Origin of the sequence: Streptomyces sp. NBC_01717 (assembly GCF_036248255.1) — a bacterium.
Lineage (GTDB): Bacteria > Actinomycetota > Actinomycetes > Streptomycetales > Streptomycetaceae > Streptomyces.
Window position 1 is genome coordinate 8,907,565 of the sequence record NZ_CP109178.1, and the last position, 17,602, is coordinate 8,925,166.

13 protein-coding genes and 1 pseudogene are annotated in these 17,602 nt (G+C 67.9%); 7 read left to right on the top strand and 7 right to left on the bottom strand.

Going from position 1 to position 17,602, the window contains the following annotated elements:
• The first annotated feature begins 19 nt into the window (after positions 1–19).
• From OHB49_RS40280 to OHB49_RS40290, 3 genes and pseudogenes are all read left to right on the top strand, one after another.
• Entirely contained in the window at positions 20–757 is a 738-nt protein-coding gene (locus tag OHB49_RS40280) for an SDR family NAD(P)-dependent oxidoreductase (protein ID WP_329166791.1), read from the top strand.
• A 48-nt stretch (positions 758–805) separates the two neighbouring features.
• Positions 806–1,066, top strand: a pseudogene (locus OHB49_RS40285) (DUF2201 family putative metallopeptidase); the annotation flags it as partial.
• A gap of 190 nt (positions 1,067–1,256) precedes the next feature.
• Positions 1,257–2,282 carry an endonuclease/exonuclease/phosphatase family protein gene (locus OHB49_RS40290; RefSeq protein ID WP_443079618.1) on the top strand — a complete coding sequence of 342 codons (1,026 nt, stop codon included), beginning with the start codon at positions 1,257–1,259 and terminating at the stop codon, positions 2,280–2,282.
• 206 nt (positions 2,283–2,488) lie between these two features.
• Here OHB49_RS40290 and OHB49_RS40295 read toward each other — a convergent pair whose 3' ends face one another.
• Positions 2,489–3,325: a helix-turn-helix transcriptional regulator gene (locus OHB49_RS40295; RefSeq protein ID WP_329165898.1), complete on the bottom strand. Its 837-nt coding sequence runs from the start codon at positions 3,323–3,325 to the stop codon at positions 2,489–2,491.
• 71 nt (positions 3,326–3,396) lie between these two features.
• On the opposite strand from OHB49_RS40295, the gene OHB49_RS40300 reads away from it, so the two are divergent.
• Positions 3,397–4,113 (top strand): SDR family oxidoreductase, encoded by a 717-nt coding sequence (locus OHB49_RS40300; protein WP_329165899.1) that lies wholly within the window; start codon positions 3,397–3,399, stop codon positions 4,111–4,113.
• Between the two features lie 182 nt (positions 4,114–4,295).
• On the opposite strand, the gene OHB49_RS40305 is transcribed toward OHB49_RS40300, so the two are convergent.
• The 3 genes from OHB49_RS40305 to OHB49_RS40315 form a co-directional block, all read right to left on the bottom strand.
• Entirely contained in the window at positions 4,296–5,036 is a 741-nt protein-coding gene (locus tag OHB49_RS40305) for a GNAT family N-acetyltransferase (protein WP_329165900.1), read from the bottom strand.
• Positions 5,037–5,401: 365 nt separating this feature from the next.
• Entirely contained in the window at positions 5,402–8,014 is a 2,613-nt protein-coding gene (locus OHB49_RS40310; RefSeq protein ID WP_329165901.1) for an alpha-L-rhamnosidase-related protein, read from the bottom strand.
• 95 nt (positions 8,015–8,109) lie between these two features.
• Positions 8,110–11,331 carry an alpha-L-rhamnosidase gene (locus OHB49_RS40315; RefSeq protein WP_329165902.1) on the bottom strand — a complete coding sequence of 1,074 codons (3,222 nt, stop codon included), beginning with the start codon at positions 11,329–11,331 and terminating at the stop codon, positions 8,110–8,112.
• A gap of 420 nt (positions 11,332–11,751) precedes the next feature.
• Between OHB49_RS40315 and OHB49_RS40320 the strand changes: the two genes are divergently transcribed.
• The 3 genes from OHB49_RS40320 (at position 11,752) to OHB49_RS40330 (ending at position 14,010) form a co-directional block, all read left to right on the top strand.
• Positions 11,752–12,177, top strand: a complete 426-nt coding sequence (locus OHB49_RS40320) for a PPOX class F420-dependent oxidoreductase (RefSeq protein WP_329165904.1) — start codon at positions 11,752–11,754, stop codon at positions 12,175–12,177.
• A gap of 194 nt (positions 12,178–12,371) precedes the next feature.
• On the top strand, positions 12,372–13,253 hold the full coding sequence (locus OHB49_RS40325; RefSeq protein ID WP_329165905.1) for an MBL fold metallo-hydrolase: 882 nt from the start codon (positions 12,372–12,374) through the stop codon (positions 13,251–13,253).
• A 283-nt stretch (positions 13,254–13,536) separates the two neighbouring features.
• Positions 13,537–14,010, top strand: a complete 474-nt coding sequence (locus tag OHB49_RS40330; RefSeq protein WP_329165907.1) for a carboxymuconolactone decarboxylase family protein — start codon at positions 13,537–13,539, stop codon at positions 14,008–14,010.
• Positions 14,011–14,229: 219 nt separating this feature from the next.
• On the opposite strand, the gene OHB49_RS40335 is transcribed toward OHB49_RS40330, so the two are convergent.
• The 3 genes from OHB49_RS40335 to OHB49_RS40345 all read right to left on the bottom strand — a co-directional run bounded on the left by OHB49_RS40335 (position 14,230) and on the right by OHB49_RS40345 (position 17,602).
• Complete coding sequence (locus OHB49_RS40335; RefSeq protein WP_329165908.1) at positions 14,230–15,078, bottom strand: serine hydrolase; 849 nt, start codon at positions 15,076–15,078, stop codon at positions 14,230–14,232.
• 440 nt (positions 15,079–15,518) lie between these two features.
• Complete coding sequence (locus tag OHB49_RS40340) at positions 15,519–16,457, bottom strand: carbohydrate ABC transporter permease (RefSeq protein WP_329165910.1); 939 nt, start codon at positions 16,455–16,457, stop codon at positions 15,519–15,521.
• Positions 16,454–17,602 (bottom strand): carbohydrate ABC transporter permease, encoded by a 1,149-nt coding sequence (locus OHB49_RS40345; RefSeq protein WP_329165911.1) that lies wholly within the window; start codon positions 17,600–17,602, stop codon positions 16,454–16,456. The genes OHB49_RS40340 and OHB49_RS40345 overlap by 4 nt, the downstream gene beginning before the upstream one ends.

Sequence of the window (17,602 nt, forward strand, 5' to 3'; positions counted from 1 at the left end):
GGCTGTGACCACCGCATCGATGACGGGGAAAGTCGCGCTGGTGACCGGGGCGACCAGCGGCATCGGGGCGGTCGCTGCGGAATCGCTCGCCGAGCGCGGTGCGCACGTAGTGGTGGCGGGCCGGGACAGAGTACGCGGGGAGGCCGTCGTCGAGACAATCCGGGAACGTGGTGGCACGGCCGACTTCTTGGCCGCCGATCTGCTCGACGCCGGCTCGGTCCGGCAGTTGGCACGACAAGCCGTCGAACTGGGTGGTGGCCGGGTGGACATCCTGGTCAACGGCGCAGGCGTGTACCCCTTCGGGCCGACCGAGCAGACATCGGAGAGCGAGTTCGACGCCGTCTACGCGCTGAACGTGAAGGCTCCCTTCTATCTGGTGGCGGAACTCGCGCCGGCGATGGCCGAGCGGGGCAGCGGGGCGATCGTCAACGTCAGCACCATGGCGGCCGCGCGCGGCTTCTCGGGAACGGCGCTGTACGGCTCGAGCAAGGCCGCCGTGAACCTGCTGACCAAGGCCTGGGCTGCCGAATACGGCCCGCGCGGGGTCCGCGTCAACGCCGTGCAGCCCGGTCCGACCCGGACCGAGGGAACGGCGGGCATGGGGGAGGACCTCGACGCCCTCGCCGCGCAGGCGCCCGCCGGGCGGCCGGCTTCCCCAGGGGAGATCGCCGAGGCGATCGCGTACCTGGCCGGCGATGCCGCGAGCTTCGTGCACGGCGTTGTGCTGCCTGTCGACGGCGGCCGCACGGCTGTGTGAACAGGGCCTCCAAGCCCGGCACTCGACGGAAAGTTGTTGCCCGTACCCATGGGCGGTGGCGGTACGGATCTGCGCACAGGCTTCGCCAAGGCGCTCGGAGCGCGGCCCCGGCCGGATGTCATCGTGGTCCTGACCGACGGGCAGACGCCCTGGCCGGCCGCACCACCACCGTGCCGGACCGTGTTGGGTCTGTTCCCCCGGCAGCGTGCAGCCCGGTCGTGGGACGAGGACGATTCCGATTACGTTCCGGACTCGCCGCCCGTGTGGGCACGAGTAGTTGACATCGGGTCCTCTCCTGCAGATCGGTGAGCCCGTCCTCGGCCGCCGCGTCCAGGGTGATCGCCGGCACGCACATCCATCTGGGACAGCACCATCTACCCGGGCCGGAACCTGATCACCGAGCTGTTGCGTCCTATCGGGCACGTCGTGCTCATGGCTTCAGGCCGAGGACGGGTCCGAGGCAGATGGGTGGTACATGGTGAAGCGGGATACCAGCACGATGGCGTCGGAATCCAGGGCTGCGGTGCCCCGGTGGCGGCCGATTCACGTCGGCCGGTGGCGGAGGCTGTGGCGGTGGGGCAAGGACGCCAAGGGCCGGTCATCCTGGGCGCGCGGGCGTGTTCTCGCCTCACTTGCCGTGCTGACCTCCGGCCTGATGGCCTTCCACGCGATCGTGCCCAACGCCGTGGGCCACCTGGGCAGTTTGCTGGAGGCATTCCTCCCCTGGCTCGGCCTGGCAGTCCCGGTGCTGCTCGTCCTGGCGCTGCTGCGCCGCTCGGCCACCGCGCTCGTGTTCCTGCTTCTCCCCGCAGCAGTCTGGGCGAACCTCTTCGGCGCGTTGCTCCTCCCCGGGGACCGCGGTGCACATGACATCACGGCGGTCCAGCACAACGTCAGTGACGAGAACACCGCTCCTGTCGGCACGGTGGAAGCGCTCATCAAGGCGGCGCCGGAGCTCATCGCTCTGGAAGAGCTGACGCCGCCCGCGTTGGCGCTCTACGAGAAGGCCCTGGCACCCGACTACCCGTACCACGCCGTCGAAGGCACCGTCGGCCTCTGGTCGAAGTACCCGCTGGCAGACGTGCGTCAGTTGGACATCAAGCCCAAGGGGATCGAAGAGGGCTGGAACCGTGGGTTGCGGGCTGCCGCGCGTACGCCGTGGGGCGAGATCGCTGTCTACGTCGTCCACCTGCCCTCGGTCCGTGTCCGGCTGACCGGCTTCGACTCGGGTTGGCGGGACGAGAGCGCCGGACTGCTGGGCACGGCCATCGCCGCCGAGAAGCTGGACAAGGTGATCCTGCTCGGTGACTTCAACAGCACGGTGGACGATCGCGGGCTGGCCCCCGTCACTTCGCAAATGAACCCGCCGGCGCGGGACTTCGCCTTCAGCTGGCCCGCGGTCTTCCCCGTTTCCCGGATCGACCACATCATGACCCGCTCGGCGACCGTGACCGGCGTTCGGACCCTGCCGGCCACCGGCAGCGACCACCTCCCGATCGCCGCCGGTATCAAACTTGCTTCCTGATCACTGAGCGCGCTTGTGGCCGGTCCGGGACGTGAGCGCGGTGTCCTTGCTGTCGTGCGAGCCGGTGCGGCGGTTCACCTGGCGGGCCCGGCAGCTGCACCGGCCAGGGCTGCAGTACACGGTGTTCACCAGCCGGCACGACGGCTTCGAGTCGCTGGAGGAAGAGCGTCTGTTGTTCGCGCTCGATTGCCAGTTGATGAAACCGTCTATGAGTCGGGCCACCCACTGCTTCGGGCTACCCCTGCGGCGAGCCTGCGCAGGGTGCGTGCGGAAGGCGATCCGGGATCCGCCGTCATCAGGACGACTTCCTGGTCGTCCTCGGGGACGAGCAGTACGTCGCAGTCCAACCGCAGTTTGCCCGCCGACGGGTGGTCGAGGGTCTTGGTGCGGTGCCCGGGAGCGTGAACCGGGCGGGTTTCCCAGATCTTCCGGAACTCCTCGCTGCCGGAGCGCAGATCGGTCAGCAGAGCGGCGAGCTGCGCGTCGTGCGGGTATCGGGTTGCGGCCCGGCGCAGCCGCGCCACCACAATGTGCCCGAATTCCTCTGCGCTGGAGCTCTCGTACATGCGCCCCTGACCGAGGAAGCGGCGTTGGGCCAGGTTCGTCGGCCCGCGTCCGAGGTCATCGCCCAGCAGAGCCTGCGCGAGGGGGTTCCAGGCGACGACGCCATAGGCCGCGTCGGTGACGATCGCGCCGGTCTCCGGCAGTCGCTGCAGCATCCGGGCCACCTGCGGGCGCACCCGCTGCACGGCGTTGGTGCCGGGCGGCGCGGATGATCCGGCCAGGTGGAACAGGTGGCTGCGTCCGGCCGCGGTGAGCCGCAGGGCCTGGGCCAGCGCGTCCAGGATCCGGGGCGACGGTCGGGGCCCGCGGGCCTGCTCGAGTCGTGTGTAGTAGTCGACCGACATGTGGGCCAGCTCTGCCACCTCTTCGCGTCGCAGACCCGGTATACGGCGAGGAGTACTCGTCGGCAGGCCGATCTCGTGCGGGCGCAGCCCCGCACGGCGTTCCCGCAGAAAGCGGGCCAGCTCCTCGCGCGCCATGCTGCCTCCTTGAGCTGCCTGGTACAGGTTGTCCCTGGCAGAACGGTCACGGCCAGGGAACCGTAGGCGTCATGAACGATCGCACAGCACTGGTCACCGGTGCCAACAAAGGTATTGGCAAGCACATCGCCGGCCAACTCGCCGCAGAGGGCTTCACTGTGTACGTGGGTTCCCGCGACGTCGGGCGCGGGCAGCGGGCCGTCGAGGAGATCGGCGGCGACGCCCGCCTGCTGGTCCTCGATGTCACGGACACCTACAGCATCACCAAGGCCGCGGCGCAGGTGGACCGCCTGGACGTCCTGGTCAACAACGCGGGCATCTCGGTCTCGCTCACCCCGCCGACCGAAGCCGATGTCGAGGAGTTCCGCCGCACGTACGAGACCAACGTGTTCGCGGTCGTCGAGGTCACGAATGCCTTCCTGCCTGCCCTGCGCCGATCAGCCCGCCCCCGCATCGTCAACATCTCAAGTGGCACCGGATCGGTGACCTGGAGCACGAACCCCAACCTTCAGTTCACCCCCGGAAACGGTGGCGCCGCCGCCTATCGATCGTCGAAGGCCGCTCTCAACGCCTTGACCGTCTTCTACGCCCAAACGCTGGCCGAGGAGGGCTTCAAGGTCAACGCGCTCGCCCCTGGCCTGCGAGCCACCGAGCTCAACCCCCTGGCGGCCGCTGCCGACGGGGACCCGGCCGACGCCGCCCGGGGAGCCGTCCGACTGACCCTCCTGCCGGACGAGGGCCCCACCGGTGGGTTCTTCTCCTGGGACGGAACACCCGTGCCGTGGTGAGCGCGCAGACGTCCGGGAGAGCTCAGCCGCCACCGGGTGCGTAGCCGACGCGTCGGACGCGGTCTTGCTGTGCTGCCACTCGATCTCCGCCACATGGCCGCTCACTGGTCACTGACCCACGCTCCCAGTGCCTCGGATCATGCGGTCTCACTCGACGATTCCTCCCAGGGCGCTGGGCCGACTCAACGGTGCACTGAATCGCCACCGTCGCCGAGGCGAACGCTCAGCTGGGAACCCAGCTCCTGGAAGCCCAGGGCATGCGCCACACGCCTGGACGAATGCGGCCGTGCTCTCCATTGCGGTAGCAGCCCGGCGTCCAGTACATGAGTCACCGCCGCAGACGCCACGACCCGCGCCAGTCCCCGGCCTCGACAGCCCGGCGCAACCAGCACGCTCAGGTGAGCGACCGACCGCGGCCAAGCTCGATAGCCGGCCGCGGCAGCAACATCGTCACCGTCGCGGAGAACGAACGCAGGGGAGGTGATGTCCTCCAGGCCGCTCTCGCCTGCGTCTTCTTCACCAGCACGAGTCAGGAGCGAGGCCAACTCACCGGCGCCGCACAGCACCTCCTCGACAGCGGCGCCTCCATGCGCAGGAAGGAAGTCCAACCGGTCGAGATAGAAGAGGGAGGCCGGCCCAAGTACGTCGAGGACGGGCAACACCGCACGCAAGCGATCCTCGTCTACGAGCTCCTCATGGGACAGCTTCCTTGAAGCCTCCGCCATCAGCTGGGCGGCGTGCACACTCGGCGCGGTGACGATGCCGGCACCTCCGAGGATCACGACCCCCGTCCACAGCGGCGGACACAGCCCCGAGCCGGGGGAGACCACAACGTTCGCCCCGCCCGAGAGGAACTCCACCGGCATCACCGCCAGCTCAGTCCATAGCTCGCGAGCCCGGCCGAGCAGCAGATCGTCAGTCATGGCCGTATCGTGCCGGGCGCCGCGCCCCTGGACAACTGATCGTGGCATCGTCGCAGGAAACCCGGCCCGGCGGGGCGCTGGTGCACATCTCGGACTTGAAGACGGAGTCCCGAGCCGTCGACGGTCTCCCCGTCGGGCAGGTTCTCGGAACGCCGGCCCAGCACCGAGGTCTTCGTCCGGTGGAAAGGCACCGCCGAACCAGGACCTGCGCCGACCGGGTGACTCCTTCCGCGAAGGCCAACTCATTTGAAAATGACACCGGACAGCGTCGGCCGACGACGAACTCGCCCGACTCCCACCGGCGATGGGGGAGAGAGCAGGTGACCCGGACCGGCCGGGCTACCTGCAGAACCCAAGTTTCAGCCTCAGCTCTCGCGCACCAGCGTGAACCGGTGAGTTCCCTGATCGAGGCCGGAGACGGTCACGTATCCGGCTTCAGGACGCACCCCGGATGTGGTCGTCCTGCCGTTCTTCCAAAGCGTCCGGCCGCCCGAGTGCACGGTGACACGGTGGCCGTCCGTGGGCAGCGCCACGGAACCGAGTGTGCCTCGCGGTGCCCGTACGGTCAGAGTGAACGTCGCGTCCTTGCGGGTCCACTCCACGCCCAACGGGCCCTGCGGGGTGGGTAGTTCACCCTGTGCCCAGTTCACCGATCCGGGGTGCGGACGTACGTCCCAGGTCGCGTACCCGGGCGATGTCGGCTTCGCGCCGAGCAGTTGGTGGGTGAGCGCCGGCAGGACCCCGGTTGACCAGCCGTGCGCCATGCTCGTGTAGGCGTCCTCGTACAGTGAGCCGTCCGGGCCGATCCCCTCCCACTGGGTGATGCCGGGGTCGTGGCTGTCCATCCACCCGTAGGTGCGTTTGATCTGGTCGATGGCCGAGTCGGCCAGGCCGGTCTCGAAGCGCGCCACGAGCTCCGGGTAGGTAGTGAAGGCGTACACGCGCTGGGAGGCACCTCCGAAGAGCGTGTCGTTGTCCATGAAGGCGTTGCCGTAACGGCGCTTTGTCGTCTTGTCGAGGTGGGCCAGTGCCGCGGCCGCCCGTTCGGAGTCGGCGACGCCGGACGTGATGGCGATGGCGTTGCCGTCCTGGGCGTGCCGGACCGCGCCGGTCGCGGAGTCCAGATAGGCCCCCGCGGACTCGTCCCACAGGTGGGTGTTGATCGCCTGAGCTACCTTCTTGGCCCGCTCCTGCCATCGTTGCGCGTCCCCGGCATGGCCCAGATGGACGGCGATGCGAGCCGCGTCACCCAAGGCCTGCACATAGTTGGCGTTGTAGTAGGTGACCCGGCCGGTGCGGCCGAGGAACGCGTAGTCGCCGTAGCCGGCCGTTCCGTTGAGACCCTTGCTCAGCAGCCCCGCATCGTCCGTCACGCTCGGGTACCAGGTGTCGAGCACCTTGACCAGCTGCGGGTAGTAGCGCGCGGCATAGTCCCGGTCCCCGGTGTAGAGCAGGTAATCCCAGCTGCACGTCACCCACCACAACGGGTAGTCGAACAGTGGGAGGGTGTAGTTGTTGATCGAGGCCGGCGGGATCCATCCGTCGTCCCGCTGGTGTTCGGCCAGGTCGGCCAGCACGTTGCGTGCAGCCACGGCCACTTCGTCGTGGGTGAGGTAGAGGGTGCGACCGGACACCGCGAGGTCGCCGACGTAGGGATCGCGGTCCCGTTTGGGGCCGTCGTGCAGGACCAGCTTGCCGTCCAGCGAGGCGCTGAAGGCGTTGCGGGGATCGACGTCGTCCTTGCGGAAGGTGTCGACGACCAGCTCGTTCGTGTAGGACGCGCCGTACCAGTAGCGGTTCAACTCCTCGTCGGAGCAGAGGAACCAGCCCCGGTAGGAGTCCGGTGTGCCGACGTATGCCGTGAAGTCGAGCGACACCGCGTCGACGGCCACAGTGCCCCAGGGCTGGGCGGCGGGTGCGTCGGACGGCAGTGCGTCCAGCGTGATCTTGAGGTAGCGGAAGCCGTGCAGTCCGTCGGCGTACACCTTGTCGCCGTCCGAGCCGTAGCCCTTCCTGTCCGTCCATGAGGCGCCGCCCGCCGGTACGGCGTACTGATCGGTGCCCTGTCCCGCGCCTCCCGCCTGGTCGGCGCGGGTGAAGTCGGAGCGGTCGGTGAGGTACTGCAGCGTCTCGGAGAAGGCGAGGCGCACCCCGGGGTGGTTGTCCGAGGCCCAGGCGAAGTCCACCTTCGGGTATCCGACGACGACCTTGCCGAAGTCGAGCGTCACACTGGGGGCCACCACCGGGTCCATGGCCTCCGGCCAGACCTCGTTGATACGGGTGAACACGCCCCGGCCGAGATCCTGGGCGGCGGTCACCGTGACCCGGACCCCGGTCGTGGAGACCGGAGTGTCGAAGCGGACGGCGCGCTGCACGGCACTGTTGCCGGTGACCGTGGCGACCGTCCTCCACGCCGAGTCCGCCCATACGGCGACCGTGAAAGCGGTCGGGACCCCGTCCGTGCTGGACACCACTGTCAGGCCCGACAGTTCCTGCTCCTCGGGCGTGGTGAGGGTCAGGCTGTCGGGGAAGTCGTGCTCCGTGTCGTCGTTCCAGAACGTGCTGAGGTCGCCATCGACGGCATTGCCGGCCTCGTACGTGCGCGGCCGGCCGTCGTTACCGTTGTTGCCCGCGTGCGTGGAGGACGCCTCGACGGTGGTTCCCTCCGGCCAGCGGGGTGCCGTGGGCGGCTGGACGCGGCGCAGGACAGTGACCTGGCCGCCGGGCGTCAGGAGGGCTTCGGGCCGCGTCACGTCACCGTCCGACCGGACGATCCGCACCGGCCGCACCGTCCGCCCGGACGGTCCCTGTACGTAACGGTGCCAGGACCCGGCCGCGGGCGGGCGCCCGGACACGGTGCGCTCAGCGGCCGCTGCCGGGCCGGCTGCCGCCAGTGGCAGCCCGGCGGCGACCAGCACCGCACCGCTGAACCCCACTTCGAGCACCGTGCGCCGATTCGGCCCCGATGCTGTCTTCACTTCATCCGTCATATTGGCGTGCCTCCCTCTGCGCGCGCCGCCCACGCGCGGGTGAATCGATGTGGATCAGGCGTCAACCAGAGCGTCGTTACAGGTCAGTTGGAGAATCGGTGCGTGCCGGAGCCGGCAGCGAAGACGGCACAGCCGTCCTCCATCCGGAGGAACTTCGATGTTCCATGGGTGACTTGGGCAGCCTCGGCGGCGGGGATCCACACCTCGGCGGTGGTGTTGGCGGGCACCGTGAGGGTGAGGCGGAATCCGTCGCCGTCCAGTGTCCAGCGGGTGGTGACAGGGCCGCGGACGGAGTCGTAGCGTCCCTCCGCCTCGGTCACCCCGCCGCCCGGGCGGGGCCGGACGAGGATCTTCCGGAAACCCGGTGCGGCCGGTGCGATACCCGCGATGTTCGCGTACATCCACTCGCCCACGGAGCCGTACGCGTAGTGGTTGAAGGAATTCATTCCGGCGTCCTGGAAACTGCCGTCGGGCTTGATGGAGTCCCAGCGCTCCCACATCGTCGTCGCGCCCTTGTCGATCTGGTAGCCCCAGCTGGGGAAGGACCGCTGGACGAGCAGCCGGTAGGCGACATCGGTATGACCCGTCGAGGTGAGCACGGGCAACAGGCGAGGGGTGCCGAGGAATCCGGTCGAGAGATGCCAGTCCTTGGCCTTGATGAGTTCGACGAGGCGGTCGGCCGCAGGACCCCGGTCGGCTTCCGCCAGCAGGTCCATGGACAGGGCCAGCACATACGCGGTCTGCGTGTCACCCTTCACCTTGCCGCCGCTCGAGACGTACGCCGCGCGGAAGGCGTCACGGACGCTCGTGAAGAGTGAGGTGTACGGTGCCGGGTCCTTTCCGAGGGCCTGAGCAGCCCGGGCGACGAGGTCGGCGGCATGGGCGAAGTACGCGGTGCCGATGACGTCCTTGGGGGTCTCGTCCTGGATGTTGAGCCAGTCGCCGTACCCCTCGGCGGGTCGTAGGAAGCCGTTGCTGTGCTTCTCCAGGTACTCGAGCCACTTCAGCATCGAGGGCCAGGACTGGTCGAGGACCCGGGTGTCGCCGTACGCCTGGTACAGCGCCCAGGGCACGGTCACTCCGGCGTCGGCCCAGCCCGCCACGCCCTTGCCGACCGTGCCGACAAAGGGAGCCACGTCGGTGAACGCGCCGTCGTCCGACTGACCGTCACGCAGGTCCACGAGCCATTTGGTGAGGAAGCGTCCCGACTCCATGTTGTACGCGGCCGTTGGCGCGAAGACGTTGATGTCGCCGGTCCAGCCGAGCCGTTCGTCGCGGGCGGGGGTATCGGTGGGGATGGAGACGAAGTTGCCGCGCTGCCCCCAAGTGATGTTGCTGTGCAGCTGGTTGAGCATCGGCACGTTCGTCGAGAAGTCCATGGTGAAGGGTGCATCGGTGTGGATGACCCGGCCCACTACGGCGTTCAGCGGTGGCTTGCCCGGATAACCCGTCACCTCGACGTAGCGGAAGCCGTGGAAGGTGAAACGAGGCTCGTACGTCTCCTTGCCGCCACCCTTGAGGGTGTACGTGTCGGTGGCGCGGGCGGAGCGCAGGTTGGTGGTGTAGATCGTGCCGTCCGGGTTGAGGACCTCCGCGTGGCGCAGCCGCACAGTCGTCCCTGCCTTGCCCGAGACGGTGAGGCGGACCGCGCCGACCATGTTCTGGCCGAGGTCGTAGACGAAGACACCGGGCTTGGGCTCGGTCATCTTCCTGGCGGGCAGCGTGCGCTCCACGCGCGTGGGGCCGCCGGCTTCGGCCGCAAGAGCGGCGCTCACCTTGTCGACGGCGTCTGCCGCCACCCACGCGGAGTCGTCGAATCCGGGGTGTGTCCAGCCCTTGGTCTCCAGGCGGGCGTCGTACTCCTCGCCCGACATGATGTCGGCGCTCGTGACGGGACCGATCGCGGCCCGCCAGTCGGTGCCGGACAGCACACGCTCAGTCGAGCCGTCGGTGTAGGTGACCTCCAACTGCGCGAGGAAAGCCGGTCGTTCGCCGTACTGGTGCGGACCGAACATGCCGACATTCCCTGCGTACCAGCCGGTGGCGACGGTCACGCCGAGCGCGTTGGCCCCGCTCCGGACCAGTTTCGTCACGTCGTACGTCTGGTACTGGACCCGCTTGCGGTAGTCCGTCCAGCCGGGCGCGAGCCGGTCCTCGCCGACCCGCTCGCCGTTGAGATGAGCCTCGTACAGGCCCAGAGCAGTGGAGTACAGCCGCGCCCGCGCGACGGATGAGCGCTTCAGACGGAACTCATGGCGCAGCTGAGCGGCGGGCGAAGAGGACGGTGTCACCTTTCCCCATGGGCCCGAACCCCACTTCGAGAGCGCTTTCGCCTGCTGCCAGGAGGCGTCGTCGAAAGCGTCGGAACGCCAGTCCCCGGCCGGCTCTTCATCGACGGCCTTCCAGTCGGCGCCGGTGACGAAGGCGCGTACTCCGTCCGCGGTCGTCAGCTCGAGGAGTCCGAGCAGACCGGCGGGCGAGGCCGTGGCGTTGGTGGCGGATACGGCGATCACCGAGGTGCCGGTCTGCAGGTGGGCGGACACGTCGACGAGGGCGGGATGGCGCCAGTTCTCCGCCGGCCCGTCCGCTTCGGCGTGCGCGACCTGCGTCCCGTTCACGTGCGCGGTGTAGCCGTCGTCGGCGGTCATGACCAGGCGTGCGCGGGTCACCCCTTCGGGGATGTCGACACGGCCGCGGAAGAAGCGGGTCGCCGCGGGAGCGCCGGCGGCCGGGTCGCCCTCCGGGTACCAGATCCAGGAGGCGTCGTCCAGCGCGGGGGCGCCGACCAGCTCGGCGGGCGCGCCGATCCACTGCGCGGACCAGTCGGACCGGTCCGTCAGACCGGTCTCCCACCAGGACGGCTCGCTCCACGCGGAGGCCTTGCCCTCGGCGTCCCAGACGCGCACCGACCAGTAGTAGCGGGTACGTGACGTGAGTGCGGGTCCCGCGTACGGCACCAGGACGGACTCCGGGGACATGACCTTGCCGCTGTCCCACACGTCCGGCTTCGCGAGGCGCTCCGGGGAGCCGGCGACGCGTATCTGATAGGCGATCTGCGCCTGGCCCGGCTCGTCGGACGCCAGAGGCCAGCTCAGCCTGGGTTGTGGCACGTCAAGACCGAGCGGGTGGCTCACGTACTCGACGGTCGGTCCGTTGACGCGTACGCCGTGCGTCACTCCTGTTCCTCCGGCGGCGGCCCCGGGGGCTTGAGTGGCCTGCGCGGCGGCGCCCGGTGCGGCGGAGGCGATGGCCGTACCCAGGGCTGCTGTGGCGGTCGTGCTGAGCAGTCTTCTTCTGCTGATCACGCTCGGCTCCATACGACTCGATGATGAATCGTTTCAGGCATGGAAACTAGAGTGGGTGAAGTGAGCTGTCAAGGGTTTGGGCGTAGCTGTAAGCGGTTCAAAGATTTGCACGTCTGCGCCATTGACGCCGCTCGTGCTGCGAGGCTAGGTTCCGTGCGTTCTACTTGAAACCTTTCACGGTCATCCCTCCCTGGCTCGCCCTTTCAGACCCGATCGGTGCTGTTGGCGCTCACGGCGGAATGGGCTGCCGACCGTGCGGTTCCGATTCGTACGAGAGCAAACCGACTTCACTGTCTCCAAGCCCTCGAGGTAAGTCATCGGTGACCCGTATCGGTGAACGTGCACAGCGTGAGACCGCGATCTGCGATCGTTCGGACCGAGCGGGACATAGGGTGAGCCTGTGGCAGTAAGGATCAAGCTATGAGCGGCCTGCCGCGCGAACTGCGAGAGTTGATCGCGTCCGGGCCCATGGTTCACCTGAGCACGATCAACCCCGACGGAAGCCCGCAGGTGACAGTCATCTGGATCGGGCTGGACGGCGATGATCTCGTCAGTGGTCACATGTTGCGGCATGTGAAGCTGCGCAACATCGAGCGCGACCCACGGGTCGTGTTGTCCTTCGACGCACCGCGGGTGCCCGGTGTCTTCTTGAACGAGTACGCCGTGTTGCGGGCGCGGGCCGAAGTTCAGCCGAGCGACGACGTATGGGATTTGCTCAACCGCTTGGCGAAGGTCTATATCTCCCAGGACGCCGAATTCCCGGCGCCGAAGGGTCCCGGCTATCTCGTGCGCTACTCCGTCGAACGCATCGGAGGCGTCGGTCCGTGGGCGTCCACCTCCCGCTGAGCGGCGGGCGGAAACCCGGCATGAGGACGGGTTTTTCGCTGGGCGAGTTGGCCCACTTCCGGGACGTAGCCGAGCCCAGCGGATGAACCGTTGATCAACTCGATCTGTGCGTAGTAAATTCGGCCCGAGACGCGAATCTGCGTGGACGTGTGCGCACGGCCCGGCCTGCTGAGACGACGCGCTCAGGAGAGGTCATGGGCGGAAGCGAAGCGCAGGTCGATTTCGTGTCGGAGGCGCCCGAGCCTCGTCTGCTGGCCGTCAACTGGATCCACGGATCCCCGTCGGCGAAACACAACACAGACCCCGATATCCAGGTCCACGCGTACGACGAGCACACGTTCATCCTGCGCCAGAACATGGCGGTCAACTACGAGGCGCCGTTCCTGTTCCTGATCTTCGGCAACAGTCGAGCTGTACTCATCGATACCGGAGCCACCCAGTCCGCCCAGTTCTTTCCGCTGTGCCGGGTTGTCGACGACCTGGTCGGGCGGTGGTTGGCCGAGCATCCCCGGGACGACTACACGCTGCTCGTCCTGCACACCCATGGCCACGGCGACCACATCGCGGCCGACGCACAGTTCACCGATCGTCCCCGCACCACGGTCGTGAGGGCGGATCGGGACAGTGCCTGGGGCTACTTCGGTTTCACCGACAACCCGGACCGGGTGGCCCGGGTCGACCTCGGCGGCCGAGTGTTGGAGTGTCTTGCCACCCCCGGCCACCATGAGGCGGCCGTCACCTACTACGACCCGCACACCGGATTCCTGCTCACCGGCGACACGGTGTACCCGGGGCGGCTGTACGTGGAGGACTGGGACGCCTTCGGAAGAACCGTCGACCGTTTGATCGCGTTCACTGACACCCGACCCGTAACCCATGTTCTCGGCTGCCACATCGAGATGACCAACGAGCCCGGTGTGGACTACCCGGTCCGGACCACGTACCAGCCGGATGAGCCACCGTTGCAGATGACCGTCAGCCAACTGCGCAGCATTCGTGAAGCGATGGACGATATCGGCGGCCGACCCGGACGGCACGTCTTCCCCGGCTTCATCATCTGCAACGGGGACGGGTGAGCAGTCGCGGAATCCGGGCGCCCACGTCAGCCGCCTCCCATGACGACCGACCGCCTGTACGGCGAAGACCTGGGACCACACGCCCTGGGATCCCGGCAGTTTCGTCTGAATCATCGGTCGTGACGAGCGGGGCGACGACGTCTCGGCAGCGGTCCTGAACGTCGTCGTAGGTGGCCCTGCCGCGGTGCGGCAGGGGAGGCGCACGTCACAACCGGTCCTGTCACACCTGGCCGAGCTGATCCGTCAGGGAGGTGTAGGCACCGACAACGGCAAGGAGGGCATCATGGATGCTCGTTTGAACCTCTTCGGCAACCCGGTCGCAGCCAAGTTCCTGGGGCACATCGTCTCGGCGGGCAAGGCGGTCTCGGGCTCGACGCTGCCGGCCGCGACGCAGGAGCTGGTGAAGATCCGCGCCAGCCAGATCAATGGCTGCGGCTTCTGCACCGACATGCACACCAAGGACGCCGCGCAGGCCGGGGAGACCTCGACACGACTCAACCTGGTCGCGGCCTGGCGGGAGGCCGCGGTGTTCACCGACGCCGAGCGCGCCGCCCTGGAGCTGGCGGAGCAGGGCACCCGCATCGCCGACGCGGCCGGCGGCGTCACGGACGGGGCCTGGGCGAATGCCGCCAAGTACTACGACGAGGAACAGCTCGCCGCCCTGGTGTCTCTCATCGCCCTGATCAACGCCTTCAACCGTATGAACGTCATCGTCCAGCAGCCCGCCGGCGACTTCCAGCCCGGCCAGTTCGGATAAGCAGTAGTTCTTGGCCGGGACCCGCCGGCGCCCCCGCACCTGCATGAGCGCACGCCCCGGGTGCCCCTCGCCGGGGCCCGGCGCGTCGTTCTGGTCGGCGGCCCGCGTACGATCCTGGAGTCCACCGCAACGATCCAGTTCACCACCCGTACACAACACACGACCCGCATCGGACTCAGGTCACCGGGGTCGGGGGCTCCTCCGGTCAGTGGCTCGCTGTCAACGCGCGCTGGTCAGGTCACGATGGATGACGCGGGCAGCTCCTTCGATGGTGGCGACGCCGTAATCCATGGTGAGGTTGCCGCTCGAGAGGACAGCCATGCCGTAGTCGTGACCGCTGCCGGTGAAGGCGCCGACGCTGTGCACCCGCCATCCGTCGGTCGCGCGCTGCAGCCACCCATTCTTGACGTGCACCGTCGCCGAAGCGGGCGATCCGGTGGGCACCCCCCACCTCTGGTCGGGGGTGACGTGCTCCATCAGATCGAGAGCGTAGGCGCGCGAGTTCGTGGTGAGCACTGAGTTCTCCGTCGTCAGCAGCTGTATCAGCCGGAGCTCGTCACCGGCGGTGATCTGGGTGAGCCCCCAGCTTCCACCGGAACCTGGGACGGTGTGCCGCATGTCTGCCAGGGCCAGGAACTTCTTGAAGCCGGCGGATCCGATCTGGTGCCAGAGAGCGGAGGTCGCGTCGTTGTCGGACTTGGTGATCATCGCGGTGGTCAGTTTCACCTCCTCCGGAGTCAGCTTCCGGTGTGCCTCCTCGGCCTGCCGCAGCAGTGCTCCGAGCACCGTGACCTTGACAACACTGGCGGAGTCGAAGTGAGTGTCGGCCCTGAGCTCGCAGGTGGTTCCGGTGATCCGGTCGTAGAGGGCCAGCGCCGACGTGTCCTGCCGCCCGTTGAGAGCACCGGCTATGTCATGGGACAGCCGGGAGGCCAGGCCTGGCTTCTCCGAGGTGCAGACGATCTTCGAACCACCCACTGTGGCGCGGGCCGTGCTTGCCGAGGCCGAGGCTGGGGTGGCTGTGGTGAATACGGCGAACAATGAGCTTGCGGCAAGGGCAGCGGCCATACCGCGCCGAGAGCAGGTCAATATGTGCGATCCATACATGAAGGCTATGTCCCGTCCTGCTGCGTGTCGGAGTTCATCTCGCCGGACCCCGCGTGGCCGGGGAGAGCCGGCTCCCGCCAGGCCTGCTTTCGACCGGTCGGCAAGGTGGGCTGCGGCAGGTGACTGCCCTGGCACCTGTGTGGGCCGCAGAGAATGGATGAATGGGGAGAATGGCCGAACCAAACCGGCTTGGATCCCCATTTCCCATCTCAAAGCGACCATACGTTCCGCGCGAACAGGGATTTCGAACAAGAAGGATGAATTGTCCGATTTAGGAACTATGTCGACATGTGATATTCGCCAAACAAAAGCGGCCTCGGAAGCAGGGACCCCGACCGCCGAGGGGGGCAGGACAGCGCGCATCACGCTCCGGCGCCATCAACTCGTGACGGCGCCGGACCTCACTCCTTGACCGCCCCTTCGTTGGCGCCGCTCACGAAGTAGCGCTGGAAGCAGAAGAACAGCGCGGCCACCGGGATGGTGGACAGCAGGGCTGCCGTCAGCTTCAGGGGATACTGCGTGCCGCCGCCGAGACCTCCCGAGACAAAGCGGGCCAGACCCGTGGTGAGCGTCTCGTACTGGCCGGACTGGGTGCTGACGAGGAAGTGCGTGAACTCGTTCCACGACCCCTGGAACGACAGGATCGTCAGGGTGATCAACGCCGGTCTGGCCATCGGCAGGACTACGGACCAGAAGATCCGGAACACGCCTGCCCCGTCGACCCGGGCGGCCTCCTCGACCTCACGCGGCACGGATTCGAAGAACTGTTTCATGATGAAGATGCCTGCCGCGTCCACCAGCAACGGCAGGATCATGCCGGTGTATGTGTCGAAGAGCCCGAAGGTGTTGAGCACCAGGAACTTCGGGATGAGCAGGGCCACTCCGGGCACCGCCATCACTGCGAGCACGAAGCCGAACAGTACCGAGCGGCCCCGGAAGCGCAGCCGCGCCAGCGCGTACCCCGCCATCGAGTCGAACAGCACCCGGCCCGCAGTCACCAGTACCGCCACCAGCGCCGAGTTGCTGAGCCAGCGGAGGAAGGGAATCCCTTCCGAGGCTTGGCTCAGCCCGAACAGCCGTTGATACGCGGCCGTCGTCGGAGTGGTGGGCAACAGGGCCAGCGGATGCGCGGCGGCATCAGGGTCCGTCTTGAAACCGGTCACCAGCTGGAGGACGAACGGCAGCAGGTAGAGCAGCCCCAGCCCCAGCACCACGGCGTACCCCGCTATCCGCGCCGGTAGCGGGAAACGGGTCAGGACCGGGTGTCCTCGTTCGCGCGATGCGCGACGGCGAGGGGACCGCCGAGCCCGGTCGCGTACGGCCGTACCGGCGGCGGTCATCGGGTCCTCCCGGTGTGGGCGCCACGCTCCCGCAGCGCCCAGCGCTGGAACGCGGTCAGGATGAGGATCAGGGCCAGCAGAATGAACGCGATCGCCGAGCCCTGCCCGAAGTCCGCGTTGTCGAAGCCCGCGGAGTACGACAGGAATGCCGGCGTGAGCGTCGTGTTGCCCGGGGCGCCCTGGCCCATCACGTACACCTGGTCGAAGACCTGCCAGGTGGAGATCAGTCCCAGAGTGAGGACCAGGAACAGCACGGGACGCAGCGCGGGCAGCGTCACATACCGAAGCATCTGGCGGCGGTTGACCCCTTCCATGGCGGCCGACTCCTCCAGCTCCCGCGGGATGTTCTGGAGCGCCGCGAGGAAGATCAGCATGAAGCTGCCCGAGGTGGTCCACACGGCGAGCAGGATGATCGTGCACATTGCGACCGAGGGACCCGCGAGCCACTCGAACCACGACAGTCCCATCAGCGAGTGATCGGCGAGCACTCCGGCGGGCCGTTCAGGATCGACGATTCCCAGACCGCTCAGGATCAGGGAGAGCACTCCGCGCGGGTCCGCGAACCAGTTGGGTCCCTTGAGCCCGATCCAGGACAGCATGGAGTTGACGGCTCCGCTGCCCTGGAAGAGAAAGAGGAAGACCGTGGAGACGGCGATGGAGCTGGTGACCGACGGGAAGAAGAACGTTGTTCGGAGCGCACCCCGCCCCCGCAGCAGTCTCTGGTTGACGATCAGGGCCAGAGTCAGTGCCAGCACGGTCTGCAGAGGGACGGTCAGCAGTACGTAGTAGGCGTTGTTGCGCAGGGACGTCGCGAAGAGCGTGCGGTCGAGTCCGTCCTGGGTGAGCAGCGTCCGGTAGTTGTCCAGACCGACGAAATCGGCCTGACCGGAGAACGGGTTGGACTGTCCGTCCCAGTGCAGCAGGCTCACCCACAGCGCCATCAGGATGGGAAGCACCATGAATAGGCCGAGGACGAGCACCATGGGGCTGACGAACAGCCAGCCCCAGGTGCCCTCCCCGCGAAGGCCCGCGCGCCGGGCGCGGGCCTTCGCGGTCGTACCGGTTCTGCCGGGTGCGCCGTCAGGTGCGCCGGCCGAGCCGGTCGTGCGGGGAGTGCCGCTCGCGCGCATCGTGCGGATGGGCAT

Excerpts from the sequence above, each read along its gene's own strand:
- OHB49_RS40280 (WP_329166791.1), top strand. The coding sequence starts at position 20 with ATGACGGGGAAAGTCGCGCTGGTGACCGGGGCGACCAGCGGCATCGGG.
- OHB49_RS40290 (WP_443079618.1), top strand. The coding sequence starts at position 1,257 with ATGGCGTCGGAATCCAGGGCTGCGGTGCCCCGGTGGCGGCCGATTCAC.
- OHB49_RS40295 (WP_329165898.1), bottom strand. The coding sequence starts at position 3,325 with ATGGCGCGCGAGGAGCTGGCCCGCTTTCTGCGGGAACGCCGTGCGGGG.
- OHB49_RS40300 (WP_329165899.1), top strand. The coding sequence starts at position 3,397 with ATGAACGATCGCACAGCACTGGTCACCGGTGCCAACAAAGGTATTGGC.
- OHB49_RS40305 (WP_329165900.1), bottom strand. The coding sequence starts at position 5,036 with ATGACTGACGATCTGCTGCTCGGCCGGGCTCGCGAGCTATGGACTGAG.
- OHB49_RS40320 (WP_329165904.1), top strand. The coding sequence starts at position 11,752 with ATGAGCGGCCTGCCGCGCGAACTGCGAGAGTTGATCGCGTCCGGGCCC.
- OHB49_RS40325 (WP_329165905.1), top strand. The coding sequence starts at position 12,372 with ATGGGCGGAAGCGAAGCGCAGGTCGATTTCGTGTCGGAGGCGCCCGAG.
- OHB49_RS40330 (WP_329165907.1), top strand. The coding sequence starts at position 13,537 with ATGGATGCTCGTTTGAACCTCTTCGGCAACCCGGTCGCAGCCAAGTTC.
- OHB49_RS40335 (WP_329165908.1), bottom strand. The coding sequence starts at position 15,078 with ATGGCCGCTGCCCTTGCCGCAAGCTCATTGTTCGCCGTATTCACCACA.
- OHB49_RS40340 (WP_329165910.1), bottom strand. The coding sequence starts at position 16,457 with ATGACCGCCGCCGGTACGGCCGTACGCGACCGGGCTCGGCGGTCCCCT.
- OHB49_RS40345 (WP_329165911.1), bottom strand. The coding sequence starts at position 17,602 with ATGCCCATCCGCACGATGCGCGCGAGCGGCACTCCCCGCACGACCGGC.